At 64.9% G+C, this 22,836-nt stretch carries 16 protein-coding genes; 6 read left to right on the top strand and 10 right to left on the bottom strand.

Features of this window, described 5'->3' with window-relative positions:
* Positions 1-9 precede the first annotated feature (9 nt).
* The gene (locus G4G27_RS22515) at positions 10-924 is read right to left on the bottom strand and encodes a dihydrodipicolinate synthase family protein (RefSeq protein ID WP_183110699.1); all 915 of its coding nucleotides are present in this window, start codon (positions 922-924) and stop codon (positions 10-12) included.
* A 77-nt stretch (positions 925-1,001) separates the two neighbouring features.
* Between G4G27_RS22515 and G4G27_RS22510 the strand changes: the two genes are divergently transcribed.
* From G4G27_RS22510 to G4G27_RS22500, 3 genes are read left to right on the top strand one after another with little or no spacing between them, the layout of a single operon-like run.
* Positions 1,002-2,240, top strand: coding sequence for an FAD-binding oxidoreductase (locus tag G4G27_RS22510; protein WP_183110698.1), 1,239 nt, complete (start codon positions 1,002-1,004; stop codon positions 2,238-2,240).
* Positions 2,237-3,421 carry a Xaa-Pro peptidase family protein gene (locus G4G27_RS22505; RefSeq protein WP_183110697.1) on the top strand — a complete coding sequence of 395 codons (1,185 nt, stop codon included), beginning with the start codon at positions 2,237-2,239 and terminating at the stop codon, positions 3,419-3,421. The genes G4G27_RS22510 and G4G27_RS22505 overlap by 4 nt, the downstream gene beginning before the upstream one ends.
* A gap of 55 nt (positions 3,422-3,476) precedes the next feature.
* Positions 3,477-4,220: a hypothetical protein gene (locus tag G4G27_RS22500; protein ID WP_183110696.1), complete on the top strand. Its 744-nt coding sequence runs from the start codon at positions 3,477-3,479 to the stop codon at positions 4,218-4,220.
* On the opposite strand, the gene G4G27_RS22495 is transcribed toward G4G27_RS22500, so the two are convergent.
* The 8 genes from G4G27_RS22495 to G4G27_RS22460 are packed head-to-tail and all read right to left on the bottom strand — an operon-like array spanning position 4,217 to position 17,336.
* Complete coding sequence (locus tag G4G27_RS22495) at positions 4,217-6,970, bottom strand: DUF5695 domain-containing protein (protein WP_183110695.1); 2,754 nt, start codon at positions 6,968-6,970, stop codon at positions 4,217-4,219. The two genes, G4G27_RS22500 and G4G27_RS22495, sit on opposite strands and share 4 nt — an antisense overlap.
* 2 nt (positions 6,971-6,972) lie before the next feature.
* Positions 6,973-8,532 carry a family 43 glycosylhydrolase gene (locus G4G27_RS22490; protein WP_244624465.1) on the bottom strand — a complete coding sequence of 520 codons (1,560 nt, stop codon included), beginning with the start codon at positions 8,530-8,532 and terminating at the stop codon, positions 6,973-6,975.
* A gap of 1 nt (position 8,533) precedes the next feature.
* On the bottom strand, positions 8,534-10,300 hold the full coding sequence (locus tag G4G27_RS22485; RefSeq protein WP_183110694.1) for a DUF885 family protein: 1,767 nt from the start codon (positions 10,298-10,300) through the stop codon (positions 8,534-8,536).
* Positions 10,297-11,307, bottom strand: a complete 1,011-nt coding sequence (locus G4G27_RS22480; protein ID WP_183113967.1) for an Ldh family oxidoreductase — start codon at positions 11,305-11,307, stop codon at positions 10,297-10,299. The genes G4G27_RS22485 and G4G27_RS22480 overlap by 4 nt, the downstream gene beginning before the upstream one ends.
* A gap of 38 nt (positions 11,308-11,345) precedes the next feature.
* The gene (locus G4G27_RS22475) at positions 11,346-13,721 is read right to left on the bottom strand and encodes a glycoside hydrolase family 127 protein (RefSeq protein WP_183110693.1); all 2,376 of its coding nucleotides are present in this window, start codon (positions 13,719-13,721) and stop codon (positions 11,346-11,348) included.
* Between the two features lie 52 nt (positions 13,722-13,773).
* The gene (locus tag G4G27_RS22470) at positions 13,774-14,697 is read right to left on the bottom strand and encodes a Gfo/Idh/MocA family oxidoreductase (protein ID WP_183110692.1); all 924 of its coding nucleotides are present in this window, start codon (positions 14,695-14,697) and stop codon (positions 13,774-13,776) included.
* 1 nt (position 14,698) lies between these two features.
* Complete coding sequence (gene araD1 / locus G4G27_RS22465; protein ID WP_183110691.1) at positions 14,699-15,706, bottom strand: AraD1 family protein; 1,008 nt, start codon at positions 15,704-15,706, stop codon at positions 14,699-14,701.
* Positions 15,707-15,758: 52 nt separating this feature from the next.
* Positions 15,759-17,336, bottom strand: coding sequence for an aldehyde dehydrogenase (NADP(+)) (locus G4G27_RS22460; protein WP_183110690.1), 1,578 nt, complete (start codon positions 17,334-17,336; stop codon positions 15,759-15,761).
* A gap of 94 nt (positions 17,337-17,430) precedes the next feature.
* On the opposite strand from G4G27_RS22460, the gene G4G27_RS22455 reads away from it, so the two are divergent.
* Positions 17,431-18,312, top strand: coding sequence for an SMP-30/gluconolactonase/LRE family protein (locus G4G27_RS22455; protein WP_183110689.1), 882 nt, complete (start codon positions 17,431-17,433; stop codon positions 18,310-18,312).
* Here the strand turns inward: G4G27_RS22455 and G4G27_RS22450 are convergent, their stop codons facing one another.
* Entirely contained in the window at positions 18,313-19,674 is a 1,362-nt protein-coding gene (locus G4G27_RS22450) for a sugar MFS transporter (protein WP_183110688.1), read from the bottom strand.
* A gap of 97 nt (positions 19,675-19,771) precedes the next feature.
* Here G4G27_RS22450 and G4G27_RS22445 point away from each other — a divergent pair, with 97 nt between their 5' ends.
* The gene (locus tag G4G27_RS22445; RefSeq protein WP_183110687.1) at positions 19,772-20,929 is read left to right on the top strand and encodes an aldose epimerase family protein; all 1,158 of its coding nucleotides are present in this window, start codon (positions 19,772-19,774) and stop codon (positions 20,927-20,929) included.
* A gap of 30 nt (positions 20,930-20,959) precedes the next feature.
* Complete coding sequence (locus tag G4G27_RS22440) at positions 20,960-22,759, top strand: IlvD/Edd family dehydratase (protein ID WP_183110686.1); 1,800 nt, start codon at positions 20,960-20,962, stop codon at positions 22,757-22,759.
* The last annotated feature ends 77 nt before the right edge of the window (positions 22,760-22,836 follow it).

The following is a 22,836-nucleotide window of genomic DNA, read 5'->3' as shown; positions in this document are numbered from 1 at the left end:
GCGATGCTATCAGGCTGCCTGGGCATGTGCGAGAGTCGGACGCGTCGCCGCCGCCTTTTCGACCATCGCGATCACTTCGGCGCGGCGTGCGCCCTCAAGCACCATGCGCGGCGGCAGGACACGCTCCGAACCGCGCCCCATGACCTGCTCGGCGAGCTTGATCGACTGCACCAGGTCATGCTCCGCATCGAGGTGAAGCAGCGGCATGAACCAGCGATAAATCTCCATCGCCTTGGCATGATCGCCGCGTTCGAAAGCGGCGACCAGCTCGACCGATTCCTTGGGGAAGGCGTTGGTCAGCCCCGACACCCAGCCCTGCGCGCCAAGATACAGCCCCTCAAGCGCGACATCGTCGAGTCCGGCGAACAGCACGAAACGATCACCGAATTCGTTGCGGAAATCGGTGAAACGACGCGTGTCCGGCGCCGATTCCTTGACCGCGACGATGTTCGCCACATCGACCAGCGCGCTCAGAACGTCCTTGTCGATCACCGTGCGATAGGCCGGTGGATTGTTGTAGAGCATGATCGGCAACGCGGTCTGTTCAGCGACACCCTTGAAATGCGCGACCAGTTCATGAGTCTTGGGCACATAAACCATCGGCGGCAACAGCATCAGTCCATCGGCGCCGATCGCCTCCGCCGCCTGAGCGTAGCGCACCGCGCGGCGCGTATCATATTCCGACACGCCGGTGATCACCGGCACTCGGCCGGCAACGACCTCGACGATCGCCTGAAGCACGGTTTTCTTTTCATCGAAGTCGAGCGAGTTATTCTCACCGACCGTGCCCAATGCGATCACCCCGGTGACGCCATCATTGACCAGATCATCGACCACGCGTTGCGTGTCGGCGAGATCGATCGACAGATCCTCCCGCAACTGTGTGGTAACCGCAGGAAAAACACCTTTCCAGCCAATCGTCATCGCGTCTCGTCCCGTACTCTTGAGTTCATATACCGTATACGATAGTGAAGTGTGCAGTGCAACAGGAGAAACAACCAATGCGGCGAGCAATCGTGATCGGCGGCGGAATTATCGGGTTGTGCGCCGGCCTCGAACTGGCTCGCAGCGGCCATGCCGTCACCGTGATCGAAGAACATAGTGGCCGCGCCGCCGCGTCATGGGGAAATGCCGGGCATATCGCCACCGAACAAGTCGCGCCGCTCGCATCGATCGCGTCGCTCCGCGCCGCACCGCGCCGCCGCTTCTCGGCCGGCGGTGCGCTGGACCTGCCGCTTTCCGGCATTCGTACATGGGCGCCGTTCGCGGCCCGGATGATCGCCGCATCACGGCCCGCCCGCTTTGCCGGGGGAAGCAAGGCATTGGCGTCGATCCTGGCGCCCTCCCTGCCGGCCTGGGCGGACTTGACCGAGTTGATCGGCGCCGCCGCCCTGTTGCGGCGCGATGGCCATTTCGTCGCCTGGGAGAGCGACGCGACGGCCAGGTCGGGCCGGGCCAGTTGGGGCGAAGCAGACACCGGCACCGCGCGATTCGCCTCGGCGACACCGGGCGATCTCGACCGTCTTCGCAAGACGATTTCTCCGTCGATCATCGACGCGATCCGCTTTACCGGCAGCGGCCAGATCACCGACCTGAGCGCGCTGGCCGATGCACTCGAAGCGGCACTGGTCGCGAGCGGCGGCACGATCGAACGGCGCCGCGCCACCGTTGCGCTGGACGGGGACAAGGCGACGATCGACGGCGAAGCTCCCGACCTGCTGCTGATCGCCGCCGGCGCGCAGTCAGGCACGCTGATGCATGCCGCCCGCCATCGCGCACCGCTGATCGCCGAGCGCGGTTATCATATCCGTGCGCGAGCAGACCATTGGCCCGCCGACCTGCCACCGATCGCGTTCGAGGATCGATCGATGATCGTCACGCGCTATGCCGATTGCGTACAGGCGGCGAGCTTTGTCGAGCTCAACCGGTTCGACGCACCGCCCGATCCGCGCAAATGGGACCGGCTGGAGGCGCATGTCGCGGCGCTTGGCCTGCCGATCGCCGGGCCGTTCGAGCGCTGGATCGGCGCTCGGCCCACTTTGCCCGATTACCTGCCCGCGATCGGCCGTTCGCGCCATGCGCGCAACCTGATCTATGCATTCGGCCACCAGCATCTCGGCCTGACGCTGGCGCCGGTGACGGCGGCGATCGTCGGCGCGCTGGCGCGGGACGAAGCACCCGCGATGGATATTTCCCCCTTCGACATCGGCCGGTTCGGCGCCAACAGGATGACATCATGAGTATCGGTGGATCGACCGCGGCAGCGGAACTGACAACCCTCGCCGCCTGGGCCGAGCGCGCGCCGCCGATTTCCCGCGCCGAACGGATCGCCCGCCTCGACCGCGCGCGCGCCGCGACCGACGCGGCGGGCGCGCAGGCGCTGCTGGTCAATGCGGGGGCGAGTCTGCGTTATTTCACCGGCATTCCCTGGGGGCCAAGCGAGCGCATGGTCGCGCTGTTGTTGCCGGTGGCGGGCAAGCCGATGCTGGTCTGCCCGGCGTTCGAACGCGGCACACTGGAAGCCGATCTCGCGATCGACGCCGAATTGCTGCTGTGGGAAGAGGATGAAAGCCCGGTCGCGCGCGTCGCCGATGCGCTCGGCGCGGGCGGGACGCTTGCCGTTGATCCACTGCTGCCCTTTGCCTGGGGCGAAAAGCTGCGCGGGACCGGCCTGATGCTGGTCGATGGCGCGCCGGCCATTGATGGTTGCCGCCTGATCAAATCGCCGGCCGAACTCGCTTTGCTCGGCCAGGCCAAGGCGATGACGCTTGAAGTGCATCGCCGCGCCGCGCGAATCCTGACGCCCGGCATCGCCGCAAGCGAGGTCGTACGTTTCATCGATGCCGCGCACCGGGCAATCGGCGCCGCCGGCTCGAGCTTCTGCATCGTCCAGTTCGGTCGAGCGACCGCCTTTCCCCATGGCCTGCCGGGCGAGCAATATCTCGCCGAGGGCGACCTGGTGCTGATCGATACCGGCTGCCTGGTCGAAGGGTATCATTCCGACATCACGCGAACCTATGCCTTTGGCGCGATCGGCGATGAGGAGCGGGCGATCTGGTCGCTGGAGAAAGAAGCGCAGGCCGCGGCTTTTGCGGCAGTGCGGCCCGGCGCGACCTGCGAGTCGGTCGATTACGCGGCGCGGCGCGTGTTGGATGGTGCGGGCCTCGGCCCCGATTACCGCCTGCCCGGTCTGCCGCACCGCACCGGTCACGGCATCGGCCTGTCGATCCATGAGCCTGCTTATCTGGTGCGCGGCGACCGCGCCATTCTCGCGCCCGGCATGTGTTTTTCCAACGAGCCGATGATCGTCGTGCCCGACCGGTTCGGCATCCGGCTGGAGGATCATTTCCACGTCACCGAAACCGGCGCGGCATGGTTCACCGAGCCGCAATGGTCGATCGACGATCCGTTCGGCGGGTGAAGCAGATATGCACGGTATCGTCGTGCGATGACGCCCATAACCAGGAGATGGATCGGTGATCATGTTTCGCCCCATGACGGCATGCAAACTGCTCTCGATCCTCGCGCTGGGTGCGGTGGTCTGCGCATCTCCCGCGGCGGCGCGCAAGGTCGTGGTGAAGGTCGAAGGCCGCACCATGCCCTGGGATCCGGGCATCAACGCGAAGCTTCCCTTCGGCCAGAGCGACGGGAAGCGTCCGGTCTATGTTTGGGGGCTCGAGCTGACCGCCAATGACCGGATCACCCTCATCGCCACCGGACTGGTCAATGTCGTGCATGGCGGGCCACGCCCGCCCGTATCACAATCGCGCGTGCGTACCGCGGCCGATGACACCGGGCCGGTCGGGCTGGTTCAGCCGGACTTTCCCGACATTGGAGACGCGATGAAGTCGATGGGCCAGCCCAATGGATTCGGCCCGATCGCTCAGTTCGGTGCCTGGGGGCCGGCCGGGCAACCCTATCAGCCCGCCAACGCCTATCGTGGCGCGTTCGGCAGTGTTTTTCCAAGCTATTATATTCGAACCAGGGATTATCCTGTCCGTATCAATGCGCTGATCGGCGCCTTTGTCGATGCCGACGGCACGGTGATCGGCCAGCCCTTCCCGATCGGCGACTATGCCGTCGCGCAGGTTCCCGAGGGCGCCGTGGCGATCGCGCTGGGGCTGAACGCGGAGAGTTTCGCTTATAATCGCGGGACGTTCGAGGTGGTGATCGACACCAAGGTAGGAAGAGTGACGGTCGAGGATGCGCCAGCGCCTTAGCCGGCCAGCCGTATTTCCTCACCGCCCGGCGGAATCGCAAATGCGCCCCGGCCCGCGACGATCGTCACCGTCGTGACGCTATCGCCGGCCGACAGTCGGTAAGCGCCGTTGGGCAAACCGGACACACGCAGCTCGACCGGCGCGCTCGCGGCCACGCGCTCGATCGCGAAGCGGATGTCGCGACCATCGGCGTGAAATGCGATGCGGCGTTCCGCGGCGAAGCGGCCGCCGACCAGTTCGAGGTCAAGCGTCGCGGTATCCAGCCGCAAATGGGCGCGCCGCCTGATCCCGTCGCGCGGGGTCATCGCCACGCCGCCCGGCACTGCGCTCCACACCCCGCCGTAACAGATCCGCCCGAAGATCGGATCGTCCGCCAGCACCGTTGCCGCGCCGCGCAAGCCGCCGCAGAAGCCCAGATCGATCTCGCAGGAATAATACCATGATCCGCGCGTGTGCGGCTGATCTAGCCAGGTCGTGCCGGTCGGCGCCGGTTCGAAACCGCCGCCCGCGCCGCCGTCATTGCCCTCACCCGGATACCAATAGCCGTAGTTCGAGTCCGCCGTGCCGGTGTTCATCAATGCCCAGGCGCTGAGAAAGGAGGCATAGCCGAGGCGGAGCAGCGGGTGCGGATCGGTTGCATCGTGCAGCGCATGGTCGAGCACCGCCCAACCGCCCATTTGCGCCATATAGCTCAGCGTATAGCTGTCGCCGCCCTGGGCGCGATAATCGCTGCCGAGATGATAATAGGCCGGCTCCAGCCAGCCCCGGCAGAACAGGTTCGCCGCCATCTGCCGTGTGCCAAACGCCTTTGCTTCAGCCGGCGTCACGCCCGAGCGCGCCGGATCGTCAAGCGCGTAGCGCGCCAGTGCCTGGGTGGATTCGAAGCCGGTCGAATCGAACGGATATTCCGATCCGAACAGATCGGCATCCTCCTGCACGAAGTAGCGGATCTTGCGCGTCCAGTGCGCGCGCAAGCGGCCCGCCTCGCCCGTCATGCCGGCCGCCGCGAGTTCGTCGATCAGGTCGGGCATCACGAGTTCATTGTAAAAGCCGGTCTGATAGGCCGACCAGCCAGTCACCTCGAGCGGGATCGTGAACATCGCCAGCGCCGTGCCATAGGCGCGTTCGAGATAGGTTTTCGCCGGCGTTCCGGTGCGGATCTGCGGATTGCGCCGCGCGGCCCGGTACAGGCCGAGATACAGCGTGAAGATATGCGGATAATCATAGGGCCGCCAGATATGCATGCGGCCACCATTGCCCGGATCGGCGCTTTCGCGATTCTGTTTCCAGTCGGGAATGCCGTAAATGCCGTACGACCGGCTTTCCTCGGTGGTGCGCTGCAAGCCGCCCCACACGAAGCGATCGACATACAATTCCAGCGCATCGATTTCCGCCTGCACCGCGAACTCGGCATTCTTGGACGCAAGGAACGCCGGTTTGCTCAGGCCCGGGTCGTCGCAGGTCACCTCATAGATGCGCCAGCCCTTGATGCGGTCGTAATTGTCGGGACCGAGCAGCGTCCCGCTCGCCATGTTCCATTCGCCGAACAGGCCGTCATACCATTTGCTCGCGTCGCGATGCTGGCGTCGGACGATGAACGCCGCGCGCTTGGCGATCAGCGTTTCAACCGGTTCAGTGGCGAAGAATTCGAGGTGCGTAGTGCGGCCCTTACCATGGCGGATGGTCAGCCGGTTCTCGCCGAGCCGCGCGAAATGCACGCGGTACAGCGTCCGCCCGGCACGCCGGCCGAGCCGTTCGATCCGCGTATCGCCGGGATGCTCGGCATCCACACCGGTGATCCGCTCGTTGCTGCGTAGCGCAATCGTCACCGACAGGTCGGTCGGGACGGTCATGCCGGGGACGACATCGACGTCGATCAACCCGCGCGCGACGATCGTGTCGCGTACCGCGACGTAATCCTTGCTCCACGAAAAGCGCATGCCGTAGCGCCGCCGCGACTGCGCGCCGCCTGCCGCGAGCATCAGGCTGGTCAGCGGCTGGCGCCATGTGCTGCCCGCCTTGCGCGTCGCCGCGCCGGCCGCGGCGGCGTGGATATAGACGCAGAAGCAACTGCCGCGATCGCGGCCGGCCGAACTCTGGTCCCAATATTCCAGATGAGTCGAGGGGTCGGGCGTCATCGTCAGATACGGACCGACGCTGTTGGCGCGCATCCAGAACATCCACGATCCGTGACCGGACACGAAGCTGTGTTTCAGCACCGATGCGGTAACGGGGTGCTTGGCCTTGAATTGCCAGTTCATCGGCAGGGGCAGTTTCACATCGCCAATCTCGATCGGCTGGCCGGATCGGTTGTCGAGCGCGATTGCCCAGTCGAGATGCTCGCCGATCGCCCGCAATGTGATCTCGATACCGAGCGCCGGTCCCTGGTCGTCGTCGATCCGGTAGCGCAGCACGCTTTTGCCCGGCGCCGTTTCGGCCGACGATATGCCGCTGGCGGTATCATAGCTGCGCCATCCCTCACCCGCGCGGCGATAGGCGATGGTGATATGCCCGATCTGTTCCTTGGCTTCGATATAGTCGGTGTCGAACGCGTCGCCGGCGCGGCGCAGGCTGGTCAGCGCGCCGTCGTCGCCACACAAGGCGAGAAACGGCGACGATGCCGGCCCGAGCGCACGTCCGGCCCGTCGCGGCGGCGCAACCGGATCGGCAAAGCCCATCACCGCAAGCCCGGCGCCCGCGATCACCGGCGTGGAAAGCAGCGCCCGCCGGCTGATGCGGCGCGCCGTCATGCTCAGTCGCACCCTTCGATCTTGCGGTCTCGGCTCGGCTGTGCGGGTGGTCCGACCCGAGGCGACAGGACTTGCCATTCCTGCACCGCGACGCCGGCATTGGTGCCGTTCGCGCTCGACGCAGTGAAGGTCGCGCGCAGGCAGCGCGTGGTGACCGGCGCGAAATCCGTGTCCTGATAGGCGCCGGGGGCGGTGCCATAGCCCGAGGCGCTGGGTACCGGCTTCCAGCCCTTGTCCCAATATTCGATTCCCCAGCTGGCCGGCGGGGCGACACCGATCCCCGATCCGGCGGGCTGGTCGCCCCAGAACCAGATGCGCGATCCGTTGACCGTCACCGGCTTGCGCCAGCGATATTCGATCCATTGCCGCTTCGGGTTGTTGCCGGTCCAGCTGCCCCACATGTCGGGCGGCAGCGGCGATGCCTTGGTGATCCCGTCATTGAGCGCCTTGATCCAATATTGCAGCGGGATCGGCTCGTTCGAGGCGGCGGCATAGGCCGCGCCGGCAATGTTGCGCGTCGCGGCCTGCGCGGCCTGGGGTAGGCGTGTCGGGACCACGGTGCGGATGCGTGCCGGCGACACGCTGTCGTCCCATTCGATCCGGTCGAGCGCGACCGAGCGGCGGAAATGCCCGCCACCGACCGCATCGGCAGTGTGATAGGCGAGGTACCAATGGCCCTTGAATTCGACCGCGCCAGGATGCGAGGTGGTCGAGGAGACCGGCTTCAGCATCACGCCGCGATAGGTCCAGGGACCAAGCGGCGAGGTCGCCGTGCCATAGCCGATACAGGCATGATAGACGGCGGGCGTGCACGCCGAGTCCGGCCCGGCATTGTTGCCGGCGTAGAGCATGTAATAGACGCCCTTGCGCTTCATCAGCCACGGCGCCTCGAAAAAGCCGGTCAGCCCCTCGATGCGCTTCTCATCACCCTTTGGCGTGATCATGTCGCGCAGCAATTCCATGCCGCGGAGCTGCCCGAACGTGCCCCAATAGATGAACACGCGGCCATCATCATCGACCATCACGGTCGGATCGATATTCTGGATATCGTTGGCGACCGGCACTTTCTGGCTGATGATCGGCCCGGCGGGATGCGCGTCGCGCCACGGACCGGTCGGGCGATCGGCGACCGCGACGCCGATCGCGAAGCGGTCCTTCGCATCGCCGTCGCGCTGCAGCACCGGCGCGTAGAAATAGAATTTGCCGTCCGGCCCCTTGACGATCTGACCGGCATAGGCGCGTGCGCTTTCCGCCCATTTGAACACCGTCTCGGGCCGGGCGATGGCGGGGTAATGCGTCCAGTTGCCCGATGCCGGGTCGCTGGTCGACAGCAGCTGCCATTCGTTCATGATGAAGTCGTTGACGTCGGCCGGCGCCTCGTCGCGCCCGGCGAGAATCCACAATGTGTCGCCATCGACCAGCGGCGCCGGGTCGGTCGAATAATAGCGGCCATCGGCCAGGATGGGGTTGCCCCGGCTGACGATCGGTTCGGACTGCTGCGCCGCCGCCGCGGTCGACAGGACCAGCGCACACGCCATGCCCGCGTTCAGGACATGCATCATGTCACTCCTCATCGGGATAAGGTCCCTTGCCACCCGCCGCGATCAGCTGATCGACGCGCTGGTCGATCACCGGCAGCGGTACCGAACCGAGTGCGAGCACCGCGTCGTGAAACGCGCGAATGTTGAATTTCGGCCCCAGCGCCTGTTCGGCGCGCGCGCGCGCCTTCTGAATCGCGAGCTGGCCCATATAATAGCTCAGCGCCTGGCCCGGCCATGCAATGTAACGATCGACCTCGGTGGTGATTTCGTGATCGGCCATCGCGGTATTGTCATGGAGGAATTGCTGCGCGCGCTCGCGGCTCCAGCCCTGACTGTGGATGCCGGTATCGACCACCAGCCGCGACGCGCGCCACATCTGGTAACTGAGCATGCCGAACACGTCATAGGGCGTGTCGTACATGCCCATTTCCTCGCCCAGCGCTTCGCAATACAGCGCCCAGCCCTCGCCATAAGCGGAGAGATAGGCGTCGCGGCGAAACTGCGGCAGGCCGGTATTTTCCGCCGCAAGCGGCATCTGCAGCGCATGACCCGGCGCGCTTTCGTGCAGGGTCAGTGCGGCAAGCGAATAGAGCGGCCGGGCCGGCAAATTATAGGTGTTGACCAGATAAATGCCCGCCCCGCCACGCCCGCCGGTGTAGAAAGGCGCGAGATCGTCCGGCACCGGCTTGATCGCGAAGCGGCTGCGCGGCAGGCGGCCGAACCACCCTGATGCCTTGCCGTCAAACGTCTTGGCCAGCCAGGCGGCGCGATCGAGCAGGTCCTGCGGCTTCTTCGCGTAGAATTGCGGATCGGTGCGCAGGAATTTCAGGAAAGCGGCGAGATCGCCCTTGAAGCCGAGCTGCTTCATCACGTCCAGCATCCGCGCGCGGATCTTGGCGACTTCGGCCAGGCCGATCTGGTGGATTTCCTCCGGGGCCATGTCGAGCGTGACGAATTCACGGATCTTGGACCGGTAATAAGCCTTGCCGTCGGGCAAATCATACGCCGCGAGCGTGGTGCGTGCGCCGGGGATATAATCGTTGCGCAGAAATCCGAGCAGCTTGGCATGCGCCGGCACGATCGCGTCGCGGATCGCCGCCTGCGCGTCGGCGCGCAGCGTCGCCTGAGTTGCCGCCGAGATCACCGACGGCATGGATTTGAACGGCGCATAGAAAGGCGACGCTTCGGGCGAGGCGGCCTCGGCCACTTGCGCCACGCCGATATCGCGACCGGTCAGCGTCACTTTGGCGGGTGTGAAACCACGCTTCAGGCCGCTGCGCATATTGACGATCTGCTGATCGAAATAACGCCGTACGTCGCGCATCATGCCGATATAGTTGCGGTAATCGTCTTCGGTGCGGAAATTGCCGCGCGACCATTCGAGCACTTCGCCCCAGAAGCTGGTGTCCGAATTGAGCGGCTTTTCGTATTCGCGATAGCGTTGCTCGGCGAGCAGAGCATCGATCTGCCCCTTATAGACCGCATAATCGACCCGAGCGCGGCGCGAGAGCGTCTCGGGACGGATTGCCGCCAGCCGCTTCGACACATCGGTCCAGCGCGCGAGCTTCGCCGCCTGCGTCGCCGGTCCGACATCGGGCAGGCGCAACGTCGCATCCTTGGGCGCGTCCTCGCCGGGACCTTGCAGGCGCTGACGCCATGCATATTCGGCGGTGTAGATCGCCTTGAATCGCGCATCGGGATTGACGCGACGCGGCGCGCCATGCGTCGGCACGGCCATCACCGATGCGCTCAGGATCATTCCCGCAAGCAATCGCAGCCAGTGTTTCATATCCGCTCGCTCCCGCCGACCAGGTCCATGATGTCCGTATGCAACGCCGCCGGAACGACGACCCCCTCGGTCAGGCTGCGCGCACGCGCGGCGTAGCGCCGCTGTGACGGCAGGCGTGCGCCCTGCCCCTCAATCGCCTCGAACAGCGCCTCGGCGCGCGCCAGGCTGGCGCCAACACCGGCACCGAGAAAGCCGGCCGGGTCGATCGCGATGATCAATTCGCCACCGATCGGCGATCCGCCGCGCCCGGCATCCCGTGCTAGTGATTCCGCGCTGGTCAGGTCGCCGATCAGCGGGCCGGCGAGCAGTTCGACCATCGCGGCAAGCGCCGATCCCTTATGTCCGCCAAAGGTGCGCATCGCGCCGTCGAGCACCGCAGCGGCATCGGTTGTCGGTTGCCCTGTGCGATCATAGCCCCAATCCTCCGGTACCGCCCGGCCCGCGCGGCGGTGCAGTTCGATCTCACCCCGCGCCACCGCGCTGGTGGCGAAATCGAATACGAATGGTTCGCGGCCCGGTCGCGGCCAGCCGAATGCGATCGGATTGGTCCCGAACACCGGGCTGGTCCCGCCGGCCGGCGCGACCCAGGCGTGGCTGGGCGTGACGGCGATCGCCACCAATCCCTGCTCCGCCAGGGCCTCGACCTCCGGCCAGAGCGCCGCGAAATGAACGACATTGTTGACCGCCATCGCCGCGATGCCGAAGCGCCGCGCCTTGTCGACCAGCAACGGCTTGCCCATTTCGAAGGCGAGTTGCGCAAAGCCGCCGCCACCATCGACCGCAACCAGCGCCGCGGCCGGCTCCTTCACGTCGGGCACCGCATCGGGCACGACGATCTTCGCCGCCACGCTGCGCGCCGCGACCAGCAGGCGATAGATACCGTGCGAGGCGCAGCCGTCGCGTTCACCGGCGACCATCGTCTCCGCGACCACCTCGGCGTGCATGCGATCGAGCCCGACACCACGCAACACCCGCCGCGCGAGCGTGCGGACTTCGGCGAGCGTCATCACGACGCCCGTCGATGCAGCGTCCTGGCCCGTGGCGTTCACGCCTTTGGCGCGGGCTTGGCGGTATAGAGTCGCACGCCGAAGACCGGGCCGGCGGTGCTGCGGTCATGCGGCACGAACCGGACGCGCACCTTGTCCTTCTTCGCGGTCAACGCCTCGGCCAGGGGATATTCGACATCCATGAACTTGCCCGGACGATCATTTTCGAGATGCTGTGTCGCGACTTTCACATTGTCGATCAGGATATCGAAGTCGCGCTTGCGCTCATCGCCCCAATAGGTCGCCTGCAGGATCAAGGGCCCGGGCTTGGTCTTCAATGTGAATTCGAAGAACCCACCGGAACGCGCGTCACGGCCGTTACGACCGCGATAGCTGACCGGATAGGATTGCTCGGAAACCAGATTATGATCGCGTTCAGGCTGCATCTCGCCCAGGAACATCGTGTCGACCGAGCGCGCGGCAATATCCTTCAGGCGTGCCTGGTCGGCAAGGAACGCCGCTTCCTCGACCTTCCATGCGCCTTCGCTGAAACGCTTGAAATAGACTGCGCTGCGCCGTTCATACTGACGATAGAATGGCACGAAATCGAGATTGCCGGGACGGACGATGCCGTTGGTCGCATAGACCGCGTCGACCGGCGCCTTGGCGGTGAAGCCGGCGAGCAGGTCCGCACCAACCAGCGCCGGATCGGCCTCGCTCCATGGCGTGGCGGTCGGGCCGAGATCGGCGGCGAGCACCAGCGGGCCGCGCAGGATCGCCACGACATCGGCATTGCCCGGCGTCGCTTCGATGCGCAGATCGAGCGGCAGGGTGATCGCGACACTGTCGCCCGCCTTCCAGCGGCGCTTGACGATCGCATAACCGCCTTCGACGATCGGTTTCACCGCTGCGCCATTGACCGTGACCACCGCCTTGCCGGCTGCCCAGCCGGGAATGCGCAACGCGATCGGGAAGCTACCCGGACGCGCCAGCCTGGTGATCGTCAGCCGCGATTCCGGCTCGAACGGATAGCGCGTGTCAAGCGTAAGCTGCGCGCCCCGCGCCTTCCATGTCGCCTCAACCGGGATGTAGAGATTGACGAGCAACGCGCCCTCGCCTTCCCACAACACTGCTTCGCCATGCTTGGCATGGCTTTCCATGCCCGACCCGACACAGCACCAAAAGGCGTCGTCATCCTTGGTCGAATAGCCTCGCTCGGAGCCGGTCATCAGCGGCGTCATATAGGTGAAGCCAGCGGTCTTCGGATTCTGCGCCGCCATCACATGATTGAGGTGCGCACGCTCATAATAGTCGAAAAACGCGCCGTCCGGCTGCCAGCTGTACAGTTTCTGCGTCAGCTTGAGCATGTTGTAGGTATTGCAATGCTCGCAGGTCTGTTCGGTGATGTGCGCGGCGATCGAATCCGGTTCGGAGAAATATTCGCGGTCGGCATTGCCGCCGATCACATAGCTGTGATGCTGAGTCACCCGGTCCCAGAAATAACGCGCGGCGGTCGCCTGCGACGGCTTGCCGGTCAGCTCGTACAGGCGCGCCAGGCCGATCAGCTTGGGCACCTGGGTGTTGGCGTGGAAATTGGCCAGCTTGTCCTGTTGCGCGACGAGCGGATCGAGCACGCGATTGTCGTAAATGCGCTCGGCTACGACCAGCCAGCGCTTGTCGTTGGTCCGTGCGTAAAGCTCGGCATAGCTTTCGTTCAGGCCGCCATATTCGCAGCTCAGCAATTCCTGCATCTGCTTGTCGTCGAGCGCGGCGAAGACGCGCTCGAAATAGGCGCCGAGTCCCTTGAGCACGGTCAGCGCCTTCGGGTTGCCCCATGAGCGGTGCACATCGAGCAGGCCGGCGAAAATCTTGTGCACGGTATAGAGTGGCGACCAGGAGCCGTTGAGATCGAACCCGCCGGACTTGATTTCGCCCTTCATCACTTCGGGGAATATCTCCTCCCCATCGACGATCGTGCCGTCCTTGCGCTTGCGTCCGAGCGCGCCGACATAACCGGTGCCGCGCTTCGCCTGCACCTCGGCCAGTTCATCGACGATATAGTCAGCGCGCCGGCGCATCTCGGCATCGCCGGTCTGTTCATGAGTCAGGACCAGCGCGGTCATGTAATGGCCAAGCGAATGGCCGGCGATCGTGTCGCTTTCCCAGCCGCCATAGATCGGCGCCTTGGGTTCCAGCCCGGCATATTTGCGGAAATTGTGCAGCAGCCGGTCGGCGCTGAGCCGCAGCAGATAGACGCGATTGGCCTCCACCGCGGTGGCGAAGTCGGAGGGCCGCAACCGCACTGCGGACAGCGGCAGGGGCTTGGCGGTTTTCGGCAGGATCGTCGATGTCGCGGCGAACAAACGACCCGGCGCTGCCGTCAGGGCGAGAGCCGCAACACCGAACATCAATTCGCGACGGCTGGTGCGCACCATGGTTCAACTCCTACAAAATACCGTATACGATTAACGCCGATACAATCGGACGTCAATCGATGAAGGCATCGGTCTGGTGTTGTCTGGAACGTAAAAAGGCATCAGCCACGAGGCGCAAGGGACTGCGGTCGGTATCGCTTTCGCCGGCGCGTACCAGGTCCGCGAAATGGGCATACATATCGCCATATTCCGCCTCGGGCGCGAGCGCCCGCTCCTCGCCCGCGATTCGGAGCTTACTGCCGCCCTGAGTCAGTTCGAGCCGGCCGTCCGGCGTATCGACGAAGATATCCCAGCTTTGCGGACCGGTCTGGCGCCAGTCGAACACCGCGGAAATCGGCGCGCCGTCCATGTCGACCAGTTGGAGCCGCGCGGCGATCGGCGCGGCGCGATTGGCCGGCATTTCCAGCTCTCCGTCGAGCAGGACGATATGCTGCGGGATGATCGCTGTCGCGATCGACAGCGCGTTGATCCCGGGATCGAACACACCGAGACCGCCGGGCTGCCAGATCCATTGCTGGCCGGGATGCCAGCGCCGGACATCTTCCTTCCACACGATCTCCGCCGACACGACCGTCCGATCGGCAAGCCATGCCTTGGCCTGCGCAACACCGGGCGCGTATCGCGAGTGCCAGGCGGCGAACAATGTCGTGCCCGCATCCTCGGCGAGGCGGACCAGCCCCTCGCATTCGGCCAGCGTCGCGCCCGGCGGCTTTTCCAGCAGAACATGTTTGCCCGCGCGGATCGCCTTCAGCGCCGCTTCGTAGCGCGCCTGGGGCGGCTGGCACATCGCCATCGCGTCGATCGCGATGCCGGAGGCGAGCAACTCGTCGATCGTGCGGAACACCGGTACGCCGGGCGTGGTGCCTTCGAGGCTCGCCGCGGCGACCAGTTCGAAATCGCGCGACGCGGCGATCGCCGGCAAATGCTGGTCGTGCGCGATCTTGCCCAGACCGACTACGGCAATCCGAATTGCCATCTCAGATCACCCGCACCGTTACGGCAAGCGCGGGTGCCGCGCCGATCGGGTTGCGCACCGGCAAGCGGAATGGCGCGGCCTCGATCTCGAACACATCGCCCTGACGCGTGCGGACCTCATCGCTGAACGACAGCGTGGCGGTGCCGAAGAAATGGACATGCACGTCGCCGGGACGACGAAAGCCGGCATATTTGAAGTGATGATGTTCGAGATTGGCGAAGCTGTGCGACATGTTCGCCGCGCCCGACAGGAACGGCTTTTCCCAGATCGTCTCACCATCGCGCACGATGCGGCTGGTGCCCTCGACATGCTCCGGCAGGTCGCCGAGCAACAATTCCGGCCCAAGCGCGGCCGGGCGCAGTTTCGAATGGGCGAGCCAGAGATAATTGCCGCATTCCGTCACATGATCGGAAAATTCATTGGCCAGCGCATAGCCCAGCCGAACCGGCGTACCGTCTTGATCGATCAGATAGATGCCGGCCAGTTCCGGCTCCTCGCCCGCGTCGAGCGCGAAATCGGGTGACGGCAATGGCGCGCCGGGGGCGATCAGCGACATGCCGTCGCCCTTGTAGAACCATTCGGGCTGTGCACCGACCTGGCCATCGGTCGGCTGGCCGCCTTCGACCCCCATCAGGAACATCTTCATCGAATCGGTCTGTTGCGCCGCATCGTTGATCGCACGGTGCATCTTGTCACGGCCCTCGGCCGATCCGAGATGCGTCAACCCGGTCCCGGTGAGCAGCAGATGCGCGGTATCGGGATGATCGATCGGCGCGAGCAATGTGACCGAAGCGAGGTCGATCGCTTCGCCAACACCCGCCTGCCCCGCGGCATCGGCAAGCGCCCGCTCCGCGGCAGCGGCAAGCGACTGCCCCGCGGCCAGTGCTCGCAATGCCAGTTCGAGTGTCGTCGCGACGCCCGGCACGACATGTGCGCTGCCCTCATCATCGAGCAACGCCACGCCGCGCGTACCGACGGCGTCGCGGAACTGGATCAGTGATTTCGCCATTCTATCCCTCTCCGCCCTTGTTGATCGGGCGCATTTTTTCTGTGAACGAGGCTCAGCCGCGCTCGACGATACCGTCGACGCGCCGCGCCACCTGCCACGGATTGGCCGAACGCAGCGCGTCGGGCAGCAAGGCATCGGGCAGGCCCTGATAGCAGACCGGGCGCAGGAAGCGCTCGATCGCCAGGCTGCCGACCGATGTGGTGCGGCTGTCGCTGGTCGCCGGATAGGGGCCGCCATGAACCATCGCATGACTGACTTCGACACCGGTCGGCCAGCCATTGGCCAGGATGCGACCGGCCCGCGCGGCGAGCAACGGCACCAGCGGCGCAACCGCGGCCTCATCTTCGGCGTCGAACAACAAGGTGGCGGTCAGCTGACCTTCGAGGCCGCGCACCAGCTTGGCGACCTCCGCCATGTCCCTGGCGCGGATCAGGATCGACGACGATCCAAACACTTCATGGCCAAGCGCCTTGTCGGCCAGGAACTTCTCCGCCGTGGTCGAGAAGAATGCGCCCTGCGCCTGATTGACGCCCTCGCCGACCAGCCCGCGCGCCAGTGTCTCGACCGACGCATGCGCGGCAAGCGCCTCGACGCCCTGTTCGAAGCTCGTATGGATACCGGGTGTCAGCATCAGATGCGCGGGACTGGTCGAGAGCGCCGCCTTGGCGGCCTCGACGAACGCGTCGAGTTCCGGCCCATCGACCGCAATGACCAGACCGGGATTGGTGCAGAACTGTCCCGCGCCCATGGTCAGCGACTGAACGAATGCCGCGCCCAGTGCCGCGCCGCGCGACCGCGCCGCGCCGGGAAACAGGACCACCGGATTGATGCTCGACATTTCGGCATAGACCGGGATCGGCTCGTCGCGACCGGCGGCAATGCGCACCAGCGCCAGACCACCGCCACGCGACCCGGTGAAACCGACCGCCTTGATGCGCGGATCGGCGACGAGCGCGCCGCCCAGATCGTTGCTCGTGCCCGGCAGATAGGAGAAGACGCCCTCGGGCAGGCCGCAGCCGATGACCGCCTCGCGTACCGCGCGCGCGACCAGTTCGCCGGTGCCGGGATGCGCTGGATGGCCCTTGACCACGACGGGGCACCCCGCGGCGAGCGCGGACGCGGTGTCGCCACCGGCGACCGAAAAGGCCAGCGGGAAGTTCGACGCGCCGAACACTGCAACCGGGCCGAGTGCGACGTTGCGCCGACGCAGATCGGGCCGCGGCAGCGGCGCGCGATCGGGCAGTGCCGGGTCGATCGTCACATCCAGCCAGTCGCCCTGGCGGACGACACCGGCGAACAGCTTGAGTTGTCCGATGGTGCGGCCGCGCTCGCCTTCGAGCCGGGCACGCGGCAGGCCGCTTTCGGCCATTGCACGCACGATCAGATCATCGCCGATCGCTGCGATACGGTCGGCAATCGTTTCGAGAAAGACAGCGCGTTGCTCGAGCGCGAGTTCGCTGAAGACGGGAAAGGCCGCTTCTGCGAGAACGCACGCCGCGGCGACGTCATCCATACCCGCTTGCGAGATGGGCGGCGCGAGAGTCGCACCCGTCGCCGGATCGACACCGTCAAAGGTTTCGCTCGCGGTCCGCTCGCCCGAACCGATGAGAATCGCGCCGGTGATATCCATAAACTCTTCCGTCCTTAAGTCTGACAGTATACTATATTGCCATGCCCGGGCGTTTGCCGGATGCGACGGCATAAATCAAGCGATAGGTGATTGAATGACAAGGGTCGACTGCGTTGCCGATGTGCGAGCCGTGCTTGGCGAGGGGCCGTTATGGGACGCCTCGCGCCATCTGATCTGGTGGGTCGATATCAAGGGCCGCGCGCTGCACCGCCACGATGTGATCAGCGACGCGAATGCCGTTCAGCCGCTTGGCTTCCGGCTCACCGCGCTTGGTCTGGATGCGCAGGGCGGACTGGTCGGCTGTGGCGATCCGGGTTTTGTGCGACTCGCTGTCGACGAACCGACACTGCATGTGTCGATCGCCACGGTGATCGGGCGGATCGACGAGCCGGCGGGAAATCGCTTCAACGACGGCAAGATCGATCCGGCGGGGCGTTTCTGGGCGGGCACGATGCACGATGCGGAGGAGAGCGCGTCGGGCGTGCTGTATCGGCTCGATCCGGGCGCGGCGCCGGTGGCGGTCCGCAACGGCATCATGGTGCCCAACGGCCCGGCCTTTGCATCGCCCGACACCATGTACCGCACCGATTCGGCGGCGCAGCGTATTACCCGAGTGATGCTCGACCAAGCCGGCAACATGGTCGATGAGCAACTCTTCGCGCAATTCACGCCCGATCAGGGCTATCCCGATGGCATGACCGTCGATGCGGATGGCCATCTGTGGATCGCATTTTGGGACGGCTGGTGCGTGCGTCGCCTGTCGCCGGCGGGCACCATCGTCGCCGAAATCCGCCTGCCGGTTCAGCGGCCGACCTGCCCGGTATTTGGCGGCCCCGCGCTCGACCGGATGTTCGTGACCAGCGCGACGGTCGGCCTCAATGCCGCCGCGCTCACCGCACAACCCATGGCGGGCGGGCTATTGTCACTCGATCCCGGTGTGAGGGGTGTCGCGCCCGCCATCTTCGGCGGGCGCTGATCAATCAAACACTTCGCTGAGCTCGGCTGGTTCGCCGCTGACCACGGGCTTCGAACCCCAGAGCGCATAGAACAGGACATAGAGCTCGCACGCCGCAGTCAGCAGGAAGGACGCTTGCAGGCCATACTCATCGGCGAGCTTGCCCTGCACGATCACCAGCGCGCCACCGGCAATCGCCATGATCAGCAATCCGGACCCTTCCTCGGTCAGCGGGCCAAGACCGCGAATGCCCAGGGTGAAGATGGTCGGGAACATGATCGAGTGAAACAGGCCAACCGAAATCAGCGCCCACATCGCGACATGCCCGGTCGTGAAGGCAGCGATCAGCATCACGATCGTGGCACCGACGCTGGCGACGGCCAGCGCGTGGCCAGCGTCCATCTTTTGCATGACAAAAGCACCGACCAGCCGTCCGATCATCATCCCCCCCCATAGCAGGAACAGATAGTTCGACGCCTGCTGATGGGTGAGATTGCCGATCTCCGGCTGCGAGACAAAATTGATGAACAGATTGCCGACGCCAATCTCGGCGATCAGGTAGATGAAGATCGCGGGGACCCCGAACACAAGGTTGCGGTGGTTCCATAGTCCATGGTTCCTAAGCCGGTACGACAGCGGTTGTTCTGCCCGATCGGTTTTGACGGCGCGCTGCGTCGCCACCCCCATCGCGGGTAGCGGAAAGCGCGCAATGACGATCGCGAGGAGCGCAAGCACGCCCGCAACGATCAGATACGGCAACACCACGGATTGCGCGTCCGCCAGTCGCTCCGCCGGCGTCAGTGCCGCGGCACCCGCCACCGCCGTGCCCGACGTCGTACGACCGAGGATCAGGTAGCCACCAAATAGCGGCGCCAGGGTCGCCCCGGCCGAATTGAATGCCTGCACCAGATTGAGCCGCGACGACGCGGTTTCCGGTTTGCCGACAACCGCGACATAAGGGTTGGCCGCGACCTGCAGCAACGTGATGCCGCTGGCAATCACGAAGAGCGCGAACAAGGTGAGTTCATAGGATGGCAGCCGCGCGGAAGGCACCATGAGCAGCGCGCCGGCCGACATCATGCCCAGGCCGATGACCATCGACCGCTGATAGCCGACTCGTTCGATCAGCATGGCGGAGGGAATGGATGCGAAGAAATAAGCGATGAACCACACGGATTCGATCAATGTGGTCTGGGTGTAGGATAGCTCGAACACGCTGCGAAGATGCGGCAACAATGTGCCGTTGATGACGGTGATGAACCCCCACATGAAGAACAGGCTGGCAAGCAGCGTGAGCGCTGACGTGTAGGACGTCGCCCCTTGCGCCGTGCCGCGCAGATCATCGCTGCCGCGTGCCGCTCCCGTGTCTGGAATTAGCGCCATTCCCGTCCCTTCCCGAACTTAGCCGATGAACCGGCTTTCCTTAAACTTATTGTCTGAGTATATACGGATGAATAGAAGGTCAATCTGGGAGTGGAACATGCAACCGAACAATTGGAAAGTCAGGTCGGGTATCGCCCTGTTCGGTGGCATCGCCGCATCGCTGCTGGCGTCGTCGGCACTGGCCGCGACCGCGCAGCGCACGGCATTCGGTACGATGAAGAACGGTACCGTGGTCGAAGCGGTCACGCTGTCCAACGCGAAGGGCGTCAGCGCGCGGATCATCGCCTATGGTGCGACGCTGCAATCGCTGAAGGGCCCGGACAAGGCGGGCAAGATCGCCGATGTCGTGCTCGGCTATGACGATTTGGCCGGCTATGTCGACAAACCCAATTATTTCGGCGTGACCGTCGGTCGTTACGCCAACCGCATCGCCGGCGCCCGTTTCGCGCTCGACGGCAAGACCTACAAGCTCAGCCAGAACGACAAGAGCAATTCGCTGCATGGCGGCGCGGTCGGATTCGACAAGCAATTGTGGCGCATCGTGTCGGTCAAGCAAGGGCCGAGCGCGAGCGTGACGCTGGCGCTGACCAGCCCCGATGGCGACCAGGGTTATCCCGGCACGCTCGACGTCACGGTGACCTATGCGCTTGACGACAAGGGCGCGCTGACGATCGATTTCGACGCCACGACCGACAAGGCGACGGTGGTCAACATGACCAATCACGCGATCTTCGACCTTGCCGGCGAAGGATCGGCGCGCGGCATTCTCGACCATCGACTGACCATGCCGGCGACTCATTATACCCCGGTCGACGACAAGCTGATCCCGACCGGCGAGTTGAAGCCGGTGGCGGGCACGGTGTTCGATTTCCGACGTGGGCGAAACGTGTCCGACGGCTTACGCGACGGCCGCGATCCGCAGATCGTCGCCGGGCGCGGCTATGATCATAATTTCGCGATCGACGCCGGGTTGACCCCGCAGCCCAAGCTCGCCGGGCGACTCAGCGATCCGGCATCGGGTCGTGTTCTGGAGGTGTGGAGCACCGAACCGGGGCTGCAGGTCTATACCGGCAATTTCCTCGACGGAACGCTCGTCGGCAAATCGGGCCATGTCTATCGCATGGGCGACGGCATCGCGATGGAGCCGCAGAAATTTCCCGACTCACCCAACCAGGCGAGCTTCGCCTCGCCACGCGTCGACCCGGGCAAACCCTATCATCACCGCATGATCTACCGCCTCACCACCGCGCGTTGATCCTTCGAAGTCCAGGAAAGTCAGCCCATAATGCCCAATTCGTCCGCTACCCCGAAACTTCGGTCGCGCGCCTGGTTCGACAACCCCGCGAACATCGACATGACCGCGCTGTATCTCGAGCGCTATCTGAACTTCGGTCTCAGCCTGGAGGAATTGCGTTCGGGCAAGCCGATCATCGGTATCGCACAGACGGGATCCGACCTGAGCCCGTGCAACCGCCATCATCTGGTGCTGGCGGAGCGCTTGCGCGACGGCATTCGCGAAGCGGGCGGCATTCCGCTGGAGTTCCCGGTTCATCCGATCCAGGAGACCGGCAAACGACCGACTGCCGGGCTTGACCGCAACCTCGCCTATCTCGGGCTGGTCGAGGTCTTGTACGGCTATCCGCTAGACGGCGTTGTGCTGACGATCGGCTGCGACAAGACCACCCCGGCCTGCCTGATGGCGGCGGCGACGGTCAACATTCCGGCGATCGCCTTGTCGGTCGGGCCGATGCTCAACGGCTGGCACAAGGGCGAACGCACCGGATCGGGCACGATCGTATGGAAAGCGCGCGAGTTGCTCGCAACCGGCGAAATCGACGATGCAGGTTTCATCAAGCTGGTCGCGTCCTCGGCGCCATCGACCGGTTACTGCAATACGATGGGCACGGCGACGACGATGAACAGCCTGGCTGAGGCGCTCGGCATGCAGCTGCCCGGGTCCGCCGCAATCCCCGCGCCGTATCGCGACCGGCAGGAAATCGCCTATTACACCGGCAAACGCATCGTCGACATGGTTGCCGAAGACCTGAAGCCGAGCGACATCCTGACCCGCGACGCGTTCCTCAACGCGATCGTGGTCAATTCGGCGATCGGCGGATCGACCAATGCGCCGATTCATCTGAACGCCATCGCGCGTCACATGGGTGTCGAACTGCACATCGACGACTGGCAAGAGCATGGCCACCAGGTGCCGTTGATGGTCAATCTTCAGCCTGCCGGCGAGTATCTCGGGGAGGATTATTATCACGCCGGCGGTGTCCCCGCGGTGGTCGCCGAACTGATGCGCCAGGGGCTGATCCATGAGGATGCGATCACCGCCAACGGCAAGACGATCGGCGACAATTGCCGCGACGCCACGATCGAGGACGAGCGCGTCATCCGTCCCTTCGCGACGCCGCTCAAGCAAGATGCCGGCTTTGTCGTGCTGCGCGGCAATCTGTTCGATTCGGCGATCATGAAAACCAGCGTGATCAGTCCCGAATTCCGCGAACGCTACCTCAGCGACCCGACCGATCCGGAAGCGTTCGAGGGTCCGGCGGTCGTGTTCGATGGACCGGAGGACTATCACCACCGTATCGATGACCCGGCGCTTGGCATCACCGACCGCACCTTGTTGTTCATGCGCGGCGCGGGTCCGATCGGCTATCCCGGCGCGGCCGAGGTCGTGAATATGCGCCCGCCGGCCTATCTGATCCGTGAAGGCGTTCACGCCCTGCCCTGTATCGGCGATGGCCGGCAATCCGGCACGAGCGGAAGTCCGTCGATCCTCAACGCGTCGCCCGAGGCGGCGGCGATGGGCGGCCTGGCGCTGATCCGCACCGGCGACAGAGTGCGCATCGACCTCGGGAAAGGAACGGCCAATGTGCTGATCGACGATGCCGAACTGGCCGAGCGTCGCCGCGCACTGACCGAAGCGGGCGGTTATGCCTTCCCGGCGTCCCAGACGCCGTGGCAGGAAATGCAGCGCGCGACCGTCGGGCAGATGGAAACCGGCGCTATCCTGGAAGGCGCCGAGAAATATCAGCGCATCGCGCAAACCGCCGGGCTCCCGCGCGACAACCACTAACATCGGTTCGGGTGGAAACACCCTCTTCCGTTCGCCCTGAGCTTGTCGAAGGGTTCTTCTTTGCTGCATCTGCCGCA

It is taken from the genome of Sphingomonas sp. So64.6b, assembly GCF_014171475.1.
In the GTDB taxonomy this organism is placed as follows: domain Bacteria; phylum Pseudomonadota; class Alphaproteobacteria; order Sphingomonadales; family Sphingomonadaceae; genus Sphingomonas; species Sphingomonas alpina_A.
The sequence above is the reverse complement of the archived record's forward strand: the minus strand, read 5'-3'. Positions and strand labels throughout refer to the sequence as shown.